Origin of the sequence: Pseudomonas sp. FH4 (genome assembly GCF_000510915.2) — a bacterium.
Taxonomy (GTDB): Bacteria; Pseudomonadota; Gammaproteobacteria; order Pseudomonadales; family Pseudomonadaceae; genus Aquipseudomonas; species Aquipseudomonas brenneri.
This window is the reverse complement of sequence record NZ_AOHN01000020.1, coordinates 259,488-276,164: the sequence shown is the minus strand read 5'-3', so window position 1 is coordinate 276,164 and position 16,677 is coordinate 259,488. Positions and strand designations below refer to the sequence as shown.

At 64.2% G+C, this 16,677-nt stretch carries 4 protein-coding genes; 2 read left to right on the top strand and 2 right to left on the bottom strand.

Annotated elements, in window-relative coordinates:
• Positions 1-222 precede the first annotated feature (222 nt).
• On the top strand, positions 223-1,413 hold the full coding sequence (locus tag H097_RS16330) for a substrate-binding domain-containing protein (protein ID WP_032861026.1): 1,191 nt from the start codon (positions 223-225) through the stop codon (positions 1,411-1,413).
• A 214-nt stretch (positions 1,414-1,627) separates the two neighbouring features.
• Positions 1,628-13,936 (top strand): filamentous hemagglutinin family protein, encoded by a 12,309-nt coding sequence (locus H097_RS16325; protein WP_032861025.1) that lies wholly within the window; start codon positions 1,628-1,630, stop codon positions 13,934-13,936.
• A 278-nt stretch (positions 13,937-14,214) separates the two neighbouring features.
• Here the strand turns inward: H097_RS16325 and H097_RS16320 are convergent, their stop codons facing one another.
• Positions 14,215-15,036, bottom strand: a complete 822-nt coding sequence (locus H097_RS16320; RefSeq protein ID WP_156356806.1) for a hypothetical protein — start codon at positions 15,034-15,036, stop codon at positions 14,215-14,217.
• The gene (locus tag H097_RS16315; RefSeq protein ID WP_032861024.1) at positions 15,033-16,634 is read right to left on the bottom strand and encodes a hypothetical protein; all 1,602 of its coding nucleotides are present in this window, start codon (positions 16,632-16,634) and stop codon (positions 15,033-15,035) included. The genes H097_RS16320 and H097_RS16315 overlap by 4 nt, the downstream gene beginning before the upstream one ends.
• Positions 16,635-16,677: the final 43 nt, after the last annotated feature.

Below are 16,677 nucleotides of genomic sequence, written 5' to 3'. Positions count from 1 at the left end.
CCGTTAAAAGCCAGAATCATTGCCAAAACACCCGAGAATCTTTTTAAAAATCAAGCTGTTCCTCCCGAGGTTTTTTCCTACATCTGTCATCGGAAACTGCGAACTTCGTGTCCATGGCCTCGCCCGGCAAGCCCTCTGGATCAAGGCGTGTGAACCGAGTGCCATGGCGTCATGCAAGAGCCATCTACCTCAACGTATGAACACGACGAAAGGAGCTTCTTCATGTTTAAGCGCAATGTTCTCGCGGCATCCATGACCCTCGCGGCCCTGTGCTCGGCCCAGGCAGCATTTGCTGATATCAACGGCGGCGGCGCAACCCTGCCACAGCCGCTGTACCAGACCCCCGGCGTACTGACTGCCGGTTTCGCCGCGTACATCGGTGTCGGCAGCGGCAACGGCAAAGCGGCATTCCTGGAAAACAAGTACGACAAGCTCGTACCTGGCGTGACCACCAAGAACGTGCACTGGGCGGGCAGCGATTCCAAGCTCAATGCCACTGAGTTGTCGACCTACGCATCGGCCAAGCAACCAGGCTGGGGCAAGCTGATCCAGGTGCCTTCGGTAGCCACTTCGGTTGCCATTCCTTTTCGCAAGAGCGGTGCCAACGCCGTTGACCTGAGCGTCAACGAGCTGTGCGGTGTGTTCTCGGGTCGTCTCACTGACTGGAGCCAGATCACTGGCGCTGGCCGTAGCGGTGCAATCACCGTGGTTTACCGCAGCGAAAGCAGCGGCACCACCGAACTGTTCACGCGCTTCCTCAACGCCCAGTGCGCTGAAACCGGCAGCTTCGCCGTTACCACCACCTTTGCCAACAGCTACAGCGGTGGCCTGCCGGCCGGTGCCGTTTCTGCCGCCGGCAGCCAAGGTGTGATGAATGCCTTGAACGATACGACGGTCGCTGAAGGCCGTATCACCTACATGAGCCCTGACTACGCCGCCACTACCCTGGAAGGCCTGGACGACGCTACCAAGGTCGCTCGCGTTGGCAAGGACGTGGCCAGCAACACTGCAGGTGTATCGCCAGCGCCGGATAACGTTTCCGCTGCGATTGATGACGTGTCGGTACCTGCCGTGGCTGATCGCTCCAACCCGGACAAGTGGGTACCTGTATTCGGTAAAAGCGGCGTAGCCGGTGTGGTGCCTTACCCAACGTCGGGCTACCCGATCCTGGGCTTCACCAACCTGATCTTCAGCCAGTGCTATATCAACGGCGACCAGTCCAACCAGGTGCGTGACTTCTTTGCCCAGCACTACGGCGAGACCGTCAACAACGATGACGCCATCCGCGCCAACCGTTTCGTGCCACTGCCAGACTCCTGGAAAAGCGCGATCCGCAGCAGCTTCCTGACCGCCGGCAACTCCCTGAGCATCGGCAAGACCGACGTCTGCAACGGTATCGGTCGTCCGCTGTAACCCCAGCGTTCATCGACCTGCGACACCTGATCAGCAACGGCCTGTGCCGTTGCTGATTTTTTATTTGCCTACCCGCCAACACCGGCCCCGGTAGCCGTTGCCGAGGGCGGTGGGCGCTAGATGAATTTTGCATGACAGAAGTTCAGTCCCGTCCCTCGCCAACCGCCTAACTCCCATACGTGATGTGCATCTCAACACACAAGGATGATTCCAGATGGTCCGCTGCAAACCACCGGTTAACCTGAATGCCCGCGGCCCGCACGGCCAGACAGTCTTGCGCCTCAAGCCGTTGGCCCATGCCATTGCCTTGTTGCTGGTGGCGGGCAGTGCCCAGGGGGCCACGGCGTTCAGCTCCGGCTGGTTTGCGGCCAAGGGCGCGTCCCAGGCGGCCACGGCGGCGCGTCCGGGGGCGCAGGTGCCGGGGATGCCGCCGCCGTTGTCCCAGCAGGCGCGGGTCAACCAGCAGATGCAGCGCTCACTGAGCACGCTCAACAACAGCGTTGCGGCGATTGCCGCCCAGCAGGCCGCGCAGGCGGCGGGGCGCCAGGCAGCGTTGGGGCAGGTCTCGACGATTCCCGATGGCCTGGGCAAGGGCGGCTTGCAGGTAGACAACAGCCTCACCCAGGGTTGGATCAACGCCAAGGGCCCGACCCAAAGCCAAGCCGGTGGCCAGACCACGGTGAGCATCGAGCAGACCGCCGACAAGGCCATCCTCAATTGGGAGACCTTTAACGTCGGGCGCAACACCACTGTCGACTTCCAGCAGCAGTCCAACTGGGCCTTGCTCAACCGCGTCAATGACCCCAACGCGCGCCCCAGTGAAATCCAGGGCCAGATCAAGGGCGCTGGCACTGTGATGATCATCAACCGCAATGGCGTGGTGTTCAGCGGCAGCAGCCAGGTCAATGTGCGCAACCTGGTGGCGGCCGCAGCGAATATCAGCGATGAGCAATTCACCCAGCGCGGGCTCTACGTCGACGCCAACGGCACCCAGCCAACGTTCACCGATGCGGCGGGCAAGGTCCAGGTGCAGCGGGGCGCGCTGATCCAGACCCATGATGCGGCCACGTCCACCGATGCCGGTGGCTATGCCTTGTTGTTGGGCTCGGAAGTGGAAAACGCCGGGACCCTCATCACCGCCAAGGGCCAGACGACCCTGGCCGCCGGCGACAGTTTTTATATCCGCAAAGGCGTGGGCACCACCGGCAATGCACGTTCCACCACACGCGGCAATGAAGTCGCCAGCAGCCTCAAGGCCGGCAGCAGCGCGGGCAGCGTGACCAACAGCGGCCTGATCATGGCCGCAACCGGCGACATCACCCTGACCGGCCACGCCGTGCAGCAAAACGGTGTCGCTCTGGCCAGCACGTCGGTGGACACGCGTGGCACCCTTCACCTGCTCAATTCGTCCACTGACACCACCGGCAGCGTCAGTCTTGGCGAAGGCAGCACCACCGCGATCCTGCTCGACAGCAGCGGCTCCACCGCACTCAACAGCCAGCGCGACAATGGCCTGGTCAATCTTGACGGGCTGGCGAACCCCTTGATCAGCGGGCAGTTCAATAACCTGGGCAGTGTGGCCGACCGTACCGATCAGTCGCGCATCGAGATTGTCAGCGGCGGCACCGTGGACTTCCAGAAGGGCTCGATTACCCTTGCCACCGGTGGCCAGGTCGCGGTCAGCGCCGGCCAGCGCAGCCTGGTGCGCGACGGTGCGATGATCGACGTGTCCGGCGCCATCGGCGTCAAGGTGGCGATGCAAGCCAACAACATCAAGATCAACGTGCAGGGCAACGAGCAACGTGATGCACCGGTCAACCGCGATGGCGGGCAGTTGATCAACAACGATGTGTGGGTCGACCTGCGCGAATTGGTGTTTGTGCCGGCGGGTACCAACGGCTACGCAACGGATCGCTGGTACACCGCTGGCGGCCTGCTGGAAGTCGGTGGCTATCTGGGCACGCAAGGGCACGCGGTGGGCGAGTGGATGGCCCAGGGCGGTACCGTGACGTTTACTGGCCGTGACGTCGTGACCCAGCAGGGCGCGCAGATCAATCTGTCGGGCGGCACCGTGGATGTCCAGGCCGGTTATGTCCAGCAAACCTGGCTCAAGGGGCCGGACGGGCGCTTGTACGAGCTGTCGAAAGCACCGGGCGATATTCTCTACAGCGGGCTTTACAAAGGCTTTGAAGACACCAGTGAGCGCTGGGGTCGGACCGATCTCTATTACAACCCGTTGATCGCCCCACAGCGTCGCTTTGAGGCGGGTTACACCGTGGGCCGCGATGCCGGCAAGCTGGTGGTGGGTACGCGCAGTGCGGTGCTTGAAGGCCAACTGATCAGTGATGTGTTCCAGGGCGATCGCCAGACCCTGGCACCGAACATCAACCTTGACGGTTACCAGCAGTCGCAAAAGGCTCAGGCCCAGCGTGCGCAACTGATCATTGGCCAGTACACGCCGATCTTCAACAAAAGCACGGGTACCCTGCGTTACGCCCTGACGCCGGGCATGGAGCAGGTAGTGATCGAGAGTGGCGCGCCAGCCATCGCCGACAGCCTGGACCTGAGCGCCGCGCTGTCGGCCGGGCGCCAGGGCAGGCTGGTGCTCGACAGCGAGCAGCTCAACGGCTTCCAGTTGGGCGCGATCAAGGTGGGTGCCAAACAGCAGATCACGGTCAATGGCGCGTTGTCGGTGGCGGACGGTGGCGATATCACCCTGTATGCGCCGCAGGTGGCGGTCAACGCCAACCTGACGGCCCACGGCGGCAGCATCAATGCCGGCAACGTACTGAGTCAGGTCAACCTCAATCGGCAGAATGGCGTTGAAGATGTGATTCTGGCGGGGATCGGGCAAGTCGCTGTGGCCTCCGGGGCGGTGCTGGATGCCTCCGGGCGCTGGAACAACCTGGCTCTGCAGCCGTCCATCATCGGTGGCGTGGCTTACGCCAATGGCGGCAAGGTGTCGCTGCGCAGCACCGGCGATGTGAGCCTGGGGGCGGGGAGCCTGGTGCAGGTGTCTTCGGGCGCGACTGCTGGCCAGGATGGCAAGGTCAGCGGGGGCAAGGGCGGCAGCGTGACGTTGGGCGCGCTGGGGGCGCTGGTGTTGGGCGGTGAGATTCGTGGTTACGGTGTCAGCGGTGGCGGCACCCTGGCGTTGCAATCGCACAAGGTGCTGATCGGTGAGGCAAGCACTCCAGACGCGGGCACCCTGCAACTGGCGGGAGACTTTTTCAACAAAGGGTTCTCGGCGTATGACATCACTGGCAATGAAGGGTTGATCGTCGCTGACGGCACTCAGGTCGCGGTCAACATGCCGGTCTACCGTGTTGGCGAGCAGGTGCAAACGGTGCCGAGCGGCAGTGATCCGGCCAGCCTGATGGCGCTGTGGACACCCCCGGTGTATCAACAGGATGCGCTCAACAGCGTGCTGAGCCAGCGTCGCGGCGCCAGCGTGAGCCTGACGGCTGGGCATCAGGACTCCACCGCTGCGCAATTGGCAACCACGGCGCTGAGCGTGGGCCAGGGGGCGGTCATCACGGTCGACCCGGGCCAGGCGATCAACCTGCGCAGCGTCGGCCAACTGACCCTCAATGGCACGCTCAACGCCTGGGGCGGCAGCGTCAGCCTGAGAGGCCTGAACGTGGCCAGTTCCGAGGCGGTGAATGCCGCGGGTCACGGGCGTTCGATCTGGGTTGGCGAGCAGGCGCTGATTGATGTGGCCGCGCGGGCGGTGAGTGCCGTGGACAGTCGTGGCCGCAGCTATGGCCTGGTGCGCAATGGCGGCACGATCAGCCTTGGCGGCGAGCTTGACCTCGCCACCGGCATTGCCAAGGCCAGTGATGTGTTTGTGGTGGTACGCGATGGCGCGCGCCTGGATGCGTCCGGTGCCCAGGCGGGCCTGGATCTGCCGGGTCGGGGCCGGGTGCAGGTGGCCAGCAATGGCGGCAGCATCAGTGTGGCCTCCAACAATGGCCTGTACCTGGACGGCAGTCTTGTGGCCCAGGCCGGCGGTGCCGGTGCATCGGGCGGGAGCCTGGCCCTGGCCCTGGAAAGCCCTTACTACATCAAGAATGCGGTCTCCGACCGGGTGCTCAAGCCACGGGAGCTGGTGCTCAGCCAGACCCGGCAGGACAGCACCCTGGCGGGCACTGCCCAGGCTGCGGCTGTCGAGCTGGAATATGGGCATGCTCGCCTGGGCGTGGATCAGGTCAGCGCCGGTGGCTTTGACAACCTGGCATTGCTGAGCAATGGCCTGCTGAGTGTTGACGGTGATCTATCGCTGCAGATGGGCCAGAGCCTGCGCCTGTACAGCGGCGCCCTCGGCCTGAGTGAGAATGCTGCGCCAGATGCCCGGGTCAACCTGTCGGCACCTCACCTGCTGTTGGCGGGCATCCTTGCGCCCTTGGAAGCCAAGGACCAATACCTGCATCCGGTGTTGACCAGCGCCATGTCGCAACGCGCCACCGAGGCGGTGTTCAACGCCAACGCCAATCTGCTGGAGGTACGCGGCAATGTGTTGTTCGGCAACAAGAGCAGCCTGACTCAGGCCGACAATAGCCAGGTGAGTGTCGAACGGCGTGGTTTCGATGATGTGCAACTGAGCAGCCAGGGTGACCTGCGTTTCCTCGCCGGGGCCAGCGCGGATGCAATCGCCCTGGGCATCAGTACCCAGCTCATGACCCGGGGCGACATGACCCTGCGGGCCGCGCAGTTGTACCCGGCGACCGAAGTCGGGGCACGGGTGCTGGCTGGCTACGTGGACGGGGTTGCCGGCTACGACCCGACGCGCACCCTGACCATCGCCCGTACCGGCAACGAGGCAGGCGCTGTCCCTTACTCGGCCTTCGGTCGCCTGCAACTGGGCGGCCCGACCATCCAGCAGGGCGGGGTCGTGCGCGCCCCCCTGGGGCTGATCGAAGTCGGCATCCTGGGCACCCAAAAAGTCGAGCTGCTGCCCGGTAGCCTGACTTCGGTGAGCGGCAAGGGCCTGGTGTTGCCCTACGGTGGCACGGTGGATGGCCAGGTCTACCAGTACAACGGTAAGACCGTGTCGTTCCTTGGCCAGGGGGCGATTGCGAACCTCAATGGCGACCTCAATGTGGGGGTGATTCTTGGCGGTCAATCGGTGGCGGTGCTGCCAGAGGCCACGCTGGACCTGTCCGGTGGCGGCGAATTGCTCGGCGCCGGGTTTATTTCCGGACGCGGCGGTTCCACCGATGCGCGCTACAACCCGCTGATGCAGATCGGCACCAACGGCGGCTTTGTCCTGCCGGGCCTGGGCAGCAACCCGGTCTACGCCATCGTGCCTGGGGGGCAGCCGGGTTATGCCCCGGTGGCACCGGAGGGCGGCGCGGTAGACCCGTTGATCGGCCAGCAAATCACCCTGGACGCTGGCGTACCGGGACTGGCTGCGGGGACCTATACCCTGATGCCCTCCACCTACGCCTTGATGCCGGGGGCTTTCCGTGTGGAAATCAACGGCCTGGCGGGGCGCGGGACCGAAGACGTGCCACAGGCACTGCGCAATGGTTCATGGTCGGCTGCCGGGCGCCTGTCCATCGTCAATACCGGGATCAGCAACCGTGTGGCCAGCCAGTTGATCCTGACTTCGGCCGACACCCTGCGCCGTTACTCCCAGTACAACGAAACCGGTTATGCCCAGTTCGCCGTGGCCGATGCCGCCAAACTCGGCGTGCCACGGGCGTTGCTGCCGGTGGATGCCAAGACCTTGAAACTGGCGTTGAACCCCGGTGGCGGGGCAGACGCCTTTTCCTTCGCCGGTATCGGCCGCTTCGAGGCGGCAACTGACGGTTATGCCGGCACGGTTGCCGTGATGAACATGGGGACCGGTGGGATGGAGGTGGTGGCGCCAGGCAAGGCGGCCACTGATGGATTCGGGGGCGTCACCGTGGCGGCGGACAGCCTCAACGCCCTGGGCGCGGCACGCCTGATGATGGGTGGGATGCCCCAGGTTTCGTATGGCCAGAGCGGCAACTACATCAATGTGGTCGGTGCCAACAGCGGCTCTATCACCTTGCGTGAAGGGGCGAACCTGGCTGCACCGGAAGTGTTCCTGGTGAGTACCACCGGCGAGATCGTCATGGAGCAGGGCGCCTCGATCAATACGATTGGCCGGGGCAAGGCCAGTTATGACGCACGCGACGGTTTTGTCTACCAGGTCGCGAATATGCTGGCGGTCTCCAACGGCTTGCTCAACGTGGTCAACGCCGTACAGGCGGGCGGTGCCGCCAGTGGCGGCATCAATCTGGGGGTGTGCAACAGCGCGCCCTGCGATGGCCAGACTGCCCTGTATTCAGACGGCAGTATCGTCGCCCTGACCGACAAGACGTTGCAGATGGGGGATGAGGTGCGCTACGGCACCCGTCATCTCAACCTGGGGTTGGCCAGCATCAACGTCGGCAGCCCGCAAGCGTTGGCCGAGGCGGCGGCCGGCAATCGCCTGCCGGCCGGCATGACCCTGACCCAGGATGTGCTGAATCGCCTGTTGCGTGGCGACACGCAATTCGGCGCGCCGGCCCTGGAAACCCTGCAACTCTCGGCCCGCGACAGCTTCAACTTCTATGGCTCCAGCACCCTCGATACGTATGACGCAGTGACCGGCAAATCGTTGCTGAGCAACCTGATGCTCGCCACCCCGGCGATCTATGGGGCCGGCAGTGCCAGTGATGTGGCGAGCATTCACACCGCCAACCTGATCTGGCTCGGCGCGCAAACACCTGCCGGCGCGGCAATCGCGGGCGGGGCCGGCAGTGGTAGCGGGCGCCTGGATATCAGTGCCGAGCGCATCGAATTGGGTTATGGCGATTTTGCCCAACCGAGCACCACCCAGCGCTTCGACCGCCTCGCGTTGGGGTTTGCCGACGTCAACCTCAAGGCCAGCGAGCGCATTACCGCCAACCACAAGGGCAGCCTGTCGGTCTATCAGCGCCAGGGTGCTTACGACCCCATCAAAGGGTTTGCCTACACGGGCGGCAACTTGAACATCCTGGCGCCGTTGCTGACCGGTGAGGCGGGATCGGTCAACCGCATCACCGCCGGTGGCGTACTGGATATCGCGGCATCAAAGGGTGTGCGTGGCAAGGCCGAAGGCCAGGGCGGCGAGCTGGCGTTGCAGGGCGACAGCATCCGCCTGGCCAGTGCGGTGGTGTTGCCCAGCGGCAAGGTCACCCTCGATGCGCGTGGCGACGTGGTCTTGAGCGATGACGCACTGATTGATGTGGCCGGGCGCGCCATCGTCTTCAACGATCTGACTAAATACGGCGCGGGTGGCGAGGTCTCGTTGCAAAGCCGCGAGGGCAATGTGCTGCAGGCCGCAGGCTCGACCATTGACCTGTCGGCCCAGCACAACCAGGCGGGAAAGCTGCGGGCGGTGGCGGTGGGTGAAGCCGGCGGCGTGGTTGACCTGGCGGGCAAGCTCTTGGCGGGCAGCAGCGGTGACTACGATGCCGGCGGCACCCTGGTGCCGTACCTGGCCGGTGCGGTTGAGATCCAGGCCCAGCGCCTGGGCACTCGCGGTACCCTGGACGAGCAGTTTGCTGCTCTCAACCAGCGGCTCAACCAGGGCCAGGTATTTGGCGCGCGCAGCTTCCAGCTCAAGCAGGGCGACCTGAGCATCGGCAATGACGTCAAGGCCAACAGCGTCAGTGTCTCGCTGGACAATGGCAGCCTGCGCGTTACCGGGCGGGTGGATGCCAGTGGCGAGCGGGTGGGCAGCATCAACCTGCTGGCCAAAAAAGGCCTGGCCCTGGACGGCAGCGCCGTGCTCGACGCCCATGGCAGCCAACTGCGGGTGGACAGCCATGGCCAGATCATCGATGCGCCGAACCGCGCCACGGTGGTGCTCGGTTCGGGCCAGGGCCAGTTGACCCTCGCCGATGGCGTACGCATTGACCTGCGCCACGCTACCGAGGCGGCGGGCAATGATGGTCGCAGCCGTGGCACCCTGGAACTCAATGCGCCGCGCTTGGGCAGCAATGACATTGCCATCGATGCCCGTGGCCGCCTGGATATCCAGGGTGCGCGCTCGATTGCGCTCAACGGCATGATCAGCTACGACGATGCGCTGACCAAGACCGATGCCACGGCCAGCGGGCGCCCGTACCAGGTGATCGACCAGAAGTACCTCGACGCCAAGCATGCCTTGAGTGTGTTGTTCATCAACGCTGCCCTGAAGAACAACGACCTGCTGCAGAACAAACTGGCAGGCTTGAACAACGCCACCTATGCCGACGCTTTCCATCTGCGCCCGGGTGTGGAGATTGTCAGCAAGACGCCCCAGGGCGATCTGGTGGTGCAGGGCGATCTCGACCTCTCCGGTTATCGTTACGCCAGCCTCAACCCGCATACCCAAAAAAACGCGGATATCTACGGCTCCGGCGAAGTGGGTCGCCTGACCCTGCGCGCCGGCGGCGACCTGAATATCTACGGCAGCATCACCGACGGCTTTGCGCCGCCACCGCCGACCGACGATGACAACGGCTGGGTACTGCGCCCCGGTATCGATTACACCGGCGGCACCCAAGTGGTGCCGGGTACGGGCGTGACCCTGGCTGACGGCACGAAGTTTCCGGCGGGTGCGGTGCTCAACTTCGATGTGTCGATCAAGGCCCTGAGCCTGGCGAACGGTACACGGCTGCCGGTACCGGTGACCCTCAGTCAGCCTCTGGTACTGCCTGCGGGTACGGTGCTGGCGGCAGCGATACTGGATGCATCCGGCAAGGAGCTGTTTGCTGCGGGGACGCTGCTGAGCCAGAGCCAGACCCTGGCGAGCGGCACTGTACTGGGGGCTGGCACCCTGCTGACCAGCAACACCAGCGTGCGGGCGTTTATCTGGCCCAAGGGCGTGCCATTGCCCGGGCGCCTGGGCAGTACGGCATTCGTGACCCTTAATGGCAGCAAGGCACTGCCCCGTGGCGCACTGCTGCCGGCAGGCACTGATGTCAAGTTGTCGGGCGGTGTGAAGTCGGTGAAATTACGCGTCGAGGAGGCGGGGCGTCAGGGCAAGAACTGGGGCGTTGCGCCGATGCTGACGGAAGGCTCCCAGGCGTGGTCGATCCGCCTGGTGGCCGGGGCTGACACCCAGGCGGCTGACAGTCGGCTGCTGCAGCCGTATCCGTCGACCGGCAACCTGCGCCTGGCCGACAGCCATTTCGGCATGTTCGCCGAGGGTGTGCTGGTGTGGACCGAGCAGGGCTCCATCGACAATTACGGCGACACCAGCATGGTCGGCAAACCCGTGAGCGCCGGCAACCTCGGAACGTGTACTGACTACCCCGGTTCCTGTGAATCCGGCGGTGATGCCTACAGCCTGGTGGCGGGGGGCAGCAGCCGTTTCAGTGTGATCCGCACTGGCGCAGCCGACCTGGACCTGCTGGCGGCTGGCAACCTGAGCATGGAATCGCTGTACGGGGTCTACACCGCTGGCAGTTCTTCCACGGGCACCTCGGCCAACGACCCCTACAACCTGCCGCGGACACTGGGCGAAAATGGCAAGGTGTTGGGCAATAGCGTGGGCGGCAACGAGAAACTGGTCAACGGCGGCGCCGACAGTGTGTACCGCGCCTGGTACCCGCAGGCGGGTGGCAACCTGTTGTTGAAAGTGGGCGGGAACCTGACCGGTAACATCACCAGCCCGTCACTCAGTGTCTCGGGACGCCCGGTCAGGAGCGATCGTGGCCAGGACTCGGCGAATGTCGGCAACTGGTTGTGGCGCCAGGGCAATGGCTTGAGTGGCCCTGAGGCGCAAGCCACTGCCTGGTGGATCAACTTTGGCTCCTACGCCACCAACCTGGCCCAGGCGGGAGGCGCCGACCAGATGCTGGGCTTCACCGGCTTCGGCACGTTGGGCGGGGGCAACCTGAATATCGAGGTGGGCGGCGATGCCGGGATCATCCGGCCGTTGGCTGCCGGTTATGTGCCTCAAGCGGTGAACTTGCGCAGCCAAGGGGTGGTGTTGGCGGTGGGCAGCAGCGGGCGCGTAGCGGCTGATGGCAGCCTGCAATTGACCGGCGGTGGCGACTTGAACCTGCGGGTCGGCGGCGCGGTGAATCCAGGCAGTCAGATCGCTCTGGATCACCTCAATGGCGCGCTGGTGAACCTGCGCGGGAATGTGCAGTTGACCGGCGGTGCCCTGGGCAGCCTGACCTTGCGGTATGGCAGCCGGGCTATCGACCAGAGCCCCAGTGAAGTCCGCGCCTATGACCCACTGCGCGCCACATCGGCCTCGGCGGCCGGTGGCTTGAGCCTGTTGCCCGGTGATGCCACCTTCAACCTGGCCACCCGTGGGGATCTGGTGTTGCAGGATGTGGCCGATCCAGGGCGCGTCGCCCAGACAAATGCCCTGGCCTACGTAAACAATGGGGTCAACGGCGTCGGGCAAAGCTGGTTCAGCCTGTGGACCCGCAACACGGCAGTGGACCTGTTCTCTGCCGGCGGCAACCTGACACCGCTGACCCAGACCCTGGAAACAGACATGGCGGCGGTCTATCCCGCCACATTACGTGCGGTGGCCGCCAGTGGCAGCCTGTATTACGGGCGTGCGGCGACTGCGAACCCCGGCTCGATGCCAGCGCTTGTGGCGCTGGTACTGGCGCCATCGGCCAACGGCCAATTGCAGTTGCTGGCCGGGGATTCTATCTATGGCGGCGACCTGACCGTCAGTCGCTCCAGCGCCGCGCCGGACAGCCTGGCAACGATCCTCAACCCGGCGTTCCTGGGCTTTGCCAATTCCCTGCCGATCGCGGGCAGCGGCAACCTTAGCGGTGATAGCAATATTGCGCGCCTGGGGCTTTCCCCGCTGTTCACCTTCGGTGCCAACACGGCCAGCACGTTGTGGGGCGATACCCTGGACCCTGCGCGCTTTTATGCGCTGAGCGGCGACCTGCTGGGCGTCAACAGTGGGCGTGCCCTGACCATCACCAGTGCCGGTGACCCGCGTGTGGGGCAAACGTTTTATGAAGGCGCAGGTCCGGTATGGATGCTGGCCGGGCGTGACATCGTCAGCAGCGGCACGCGTCTGGGTGGCGCCAGCGGTGGCGAATCGGCGACCGGTGAATATGCTTTCGACGCCAACCTGTTTGTGCATAACGGCCTGACTGATATCTCCATCGTCAGTGCCGGGCGCGACATTCTCTATAGCAGCTTCAATGCGGCGGGGCCCGGTACGCTGGAGTTGATGGCCGGGCGCAACATCCTCATGGAGGACAAGGTCAGCGTCAACAGCCTTGGCGCTGTGGCAGCGGGTGATAGCCGTGCCGGCGCGAGTATCGTCATGCAAGCCGGAGCCGGCCCCAACGGCCCGGACTACCGACGTTTTGTCGAGGCTTACCTGAACCCTGAGAGCCAGTTGCAAACGGGCGAACCCTTGACGCTGCTGGGCGGCAAGGTTGCCAAGACCTACGAGCGTGAACTGCTGGACTGGCTGGCCGGGCGTTTCGGCTTTGTCGGTGACAGCCAGCAGGCCAGGGCCTACTACGCGGCGCTGCCAGCGGAGCAGCAGCGAGTGTTTGCCCGTGAGGTGTACTTCGCTGAACTCAAGGCTGCCGGCCGCGAGTACAACCAGGCGGGCGGCGTACGCGAGGGCAGCTATGTGCGCGGTCGGGCGGCGATTGCCGGGTTGTTCCCGGACAAGGACGTGGCCGGTAATACCATTGCCTACAAGGGCGATATCACACTGTTTGGCGGCGCGGGGGTGCACACCAACTTCGGTGGTTCGATCCAGATGCTCACGCCGGGCGGTGGCCAGACCTTCGGTATCGAGGGCGCTGCGCCGCCGTCGACGGCTGGGGTCATCACCCAGGGCGCGGGCGATATCCAGCTGTATTCCCTGGGCAGCATCCTGTTGGGCCAGAGCCGGATCATGACCACCTTTGGCGGCTCGATCATGGGCTGGTCCGCTGCGGGCGATATCAACGCCGGGCGGGGGTCCAAGACCACCGTGGTCTACACCCCGCCACGGCGGGTGTACGACAACTGGGGCAATGTCAGCCTGTCGCCGTCGGTGCCGAGTACCGGGGCGGGCATCGCCACCCTCAACCCGATCCCGGAAGTGCCGGCGGGGGATATCGACCTGATTGCGCCATTGGGCACCATTGATGCGGGTGAGGCGGGGATCCGTGTGTCGGGCAATATCAACATTGCCGCGTTGCGGGTGGTCAACGCGGCGAATATCCAGACCCAGGGCAAATCGTCGGGGGTACCGGTGTCGGCGGCGGTCAATACCGGGGCGATGAGCTCGGCCAGTGCGGCGGGGGCGGCAGCGTCTCAGGCGGCCGAAGACGCGGCCCGCAACCAACAGGCAGCGGCGCGCCAGGGCCGGGCGTCGATTGTGACGGTGGAGGTGCTGGGGTTCGGCGCGGAGCCGGTGCAGCGGGGGCAGGAAGAGGCACGCAGGGCGCCGGCGTATGACCCGCACAGCCCGGTGCAGGTGTTGGGGGCGGGGCCTTTGAGTGAACAGGCCAAGGCGCGGTTGACGGATGAGGAGCGGGGGCAGATTAGTTTGTAGGGAGAGTGTGCATATCCGGTGCTGCGGTAACCACGGCTACCCCGGCATCCACTGCACAATACCTGCCTGCGGCCAGTGTGGTTGAACGGGTCGCCTAAGATCAAAAGCAGAGCAAAAGCAAAGTGCGCAACTGCTTACCTGTGGGAGCGGGCTTGCTCGCGAATGCGGTGTATCAGTCACCGCAAGCGTTAGCTAGTCCACCGCATTCGCGAGCAAGCCCGCTCCCACAGGGGTACGCGCACGATTCGACGATCAGGTCGGCTGTCCGGCCGCCTCGCCTAACGCTGACAAGGATCCGTCTTGTTCAACAAATTCCCCGTCGAATACCAGACCCGCTGCGCCGCCGGCCCCAGGTCCAACGCCACTGGCGCATCCGCCCGGCCTTCGAGCAAGGTCGGATAGACCCCAGGTTTGAGCGGTGACTGGCAGACAATCGGCAGCGACTGCACGGTGGTGAAGTTCAAATCCACCGTAGACACCAGTTGCGCCGCCGAAAACGGCGCTGGCGGCCCAGGCAGGGTAATGATCTCCTGGAAGTCCGGATCCTGGGCGATGTAGTGGGTCAGGTGCGCCTCCTTGCCCCGGCCAAACAAGGTGTACACCAGCTGTTTGGGCCGGTCGATGCCCAGGTTGAACGGCCGGTAAATCACCACCGACTCGACCGTCACCGGCACGTTGTCAAACAGCACCGGCCCTGGTGTGCCGCCGCCGTCATTGGAGTAACCGTCATAGATCGTCGCCTTGAACGAGGTCACTTCACCGGACTTGAGTTGCGGCAAGGTGAACGTGTCGTTATCGACGTTGATCAGGTTATACGGCTTGCTCGGATTGGCCGCGCGCAGCGCCTGGTACTGGGTCATCACGTCAGCCGGCAGGCTGGCCTGCAGGACGATCTGGTACATGTGTTTTTCCGTGGTGAACATCGGCATATGCACCAGGAACAAGGTCTGCGAACCGACCATGAACATGCCGTGGTTGCCCGGTGCATCGGCATCGGCGCCGTTGCTCACGGCGTGCAGTTCGTGAGCCGAGTGGGCGAGGGCGTGGGGGCTGAGGACTGTCAGCAGGGTGAGCAGCAGGGTGGCAAGTGAGCGTTTCATGGTTGGACGTCCTTGAGGGTTTCGAAAGCCTGTACACGTTTGATCAGGCCATTTTGCGTAGCCGAGTCGGCATTGTTGAACAGGAACGAGAAGTCCGAGGCCAGGGTGGTACTGCCGGCGATCGTCGCGTTCTGATGGCACACGTTGCATTCCTTGCCCTGCACGTAAGTCTCCATGGTGGTGTTGGCCACCGGCACGTTGTCCTGGCTGATGAAGGCGCCGTACGACAGCGGTACCGTCGCTTTGGGCCCCGGCTCCGGGATGTTTGGCGGCGTCGGTGAGGTGATCCACAGCACGTTGATCAATTTGTAGTACTGGAACACTGACTGGCCCTGGGTCTGCTGGGCGAAGCTGGCCTGGACTGCGGCGTTGAGCGCTTGCATTTGCGAGGGTACGGGGTTGACCCGGGTGGTCTGTACCGGCTGGTCCCGTGGGTAGGGTTCGGTGCATTGGCGATCCGGGTTGTGCTGCTGGCATTGGATGCGCGCCACGTTGGGCGTGCACACGTCCGGGCCACCTGTGCAGTCGGGGTTGTTGAAGGTGAAACCTTCAGCCGGCGGCTGCTGTGCGGGCACTTGGTCGGGTTCGGGCACATTGTCGACCTGTTCGAAGGTGGTCCAGATGAAGTTCGGTGAGCTTTGGGTCTTGTTGATGATATGCAGGCCCACCAGGCCCACTACCTGCTGGTTGCATTGCAGGGTGGCGGGGTCCTTGAGCCAGGCGACGGTGGTCAGGTAGCGCCCGTAGAGCTGGGGCTGGCCGGTGAGAATCCGCCAGGCGGCCTTGAGCTCCAGTGCTCCGAGTTGGTCCTGGGGCAGCGGGGTCTTGGGCATCGAACGCAGCTCCTCGCCAGCGGGCAGCGACAAGCCGGCCGGGTGCTGGCCGTCGACGTTCTGCGCCACGGCCAGTTGCTGGGCGGCGTCATACAACTGGTTGTTGACGATGTAGTTGAATTCGGCCTTGCCTACCTTGCGTTCGAAATACACCAGGTTGCCGGTCTGATCGGTCAGCCAGCCGCCGTCCGCTTCCATGATCGGGTCAGGAAGGGTGGCCAGGGTGCCGCTGGACAAGTGAAAGCGATGCCGGGCATTGATTGCGCTTTCCGAGGTGGCGTTCATGAACTTGCGCGCCCCTACCGACAAGGCTTTGAGGCTGCCCTCACTGCTGCAATTGGACGGCACCAGTGTCTGTACGCCCCAGCCTGTGGGCGGTCGGGCGCCGGGCAGGAAGATATCGTTGGCGTCTTTGTAGCTGGCCCACACCGGTGCGGTGGCCATGGGTTGCCCTGCGGCCTGGGGCACGCCAAATTGCGCCATGGTGATCTTGCGGTTCGGCTCGCCCGCGAGGGCCGCATTGGCTGGCCACCCGGGATCCACTGGCCAGTTCAGGGCAATAAACAGCTGCCAGCCAAAGCAGTTCATAAAGCTCTGGCCGGTGGTGTTGAAATTGTTGACGGGTAGAAAACCGCCGCTGTTGGGATCGAACACCAACTGCTGCTGGACGCAGGTGTCGGCATCCGATGCCTGGGCCGAGGGCAGGAAAAACAGGGACAGCAGCGTGCTGACCAGCAGCAGTTTGCTCAAGCGGAACTTGTGCATGATCGCGCTCCTTGCATGAAGGTGAAGCTGATAACGGTCCTGT

Bases quoted from the DNA above. Each gene is read 5' to 3' on its own strand.
- H097_RS16315 (WP_032861024.1), bottom strand. From the start codon at position 16,634: ATGCACAAGTTCCGCTTGAGCAAACTGCTGCTGGTCAGCACGCTGCTG.
- H097_RS16330 (WP_032861026.1), top strand. From the start codon at position 223: ATGTTTAAGCGCAATGTTCTCGCGGCATCCATGACCCTCGCGGCCCTG.
- H097_RS16320 (WP_156356806.1), bottom strand. From the start codon at position 15,036: ATGAAACGCTCACTTGCCACCCTGCTGCTCACCCTGCTGACAGTCCTC.
- H097_RS16325 (WP_032861025.1), top strand. From the start codon at position 1,628: ATGGTCCGCTGCAAACCACCGGTTAACCTGAATGCCCGCGGCCCGCAC.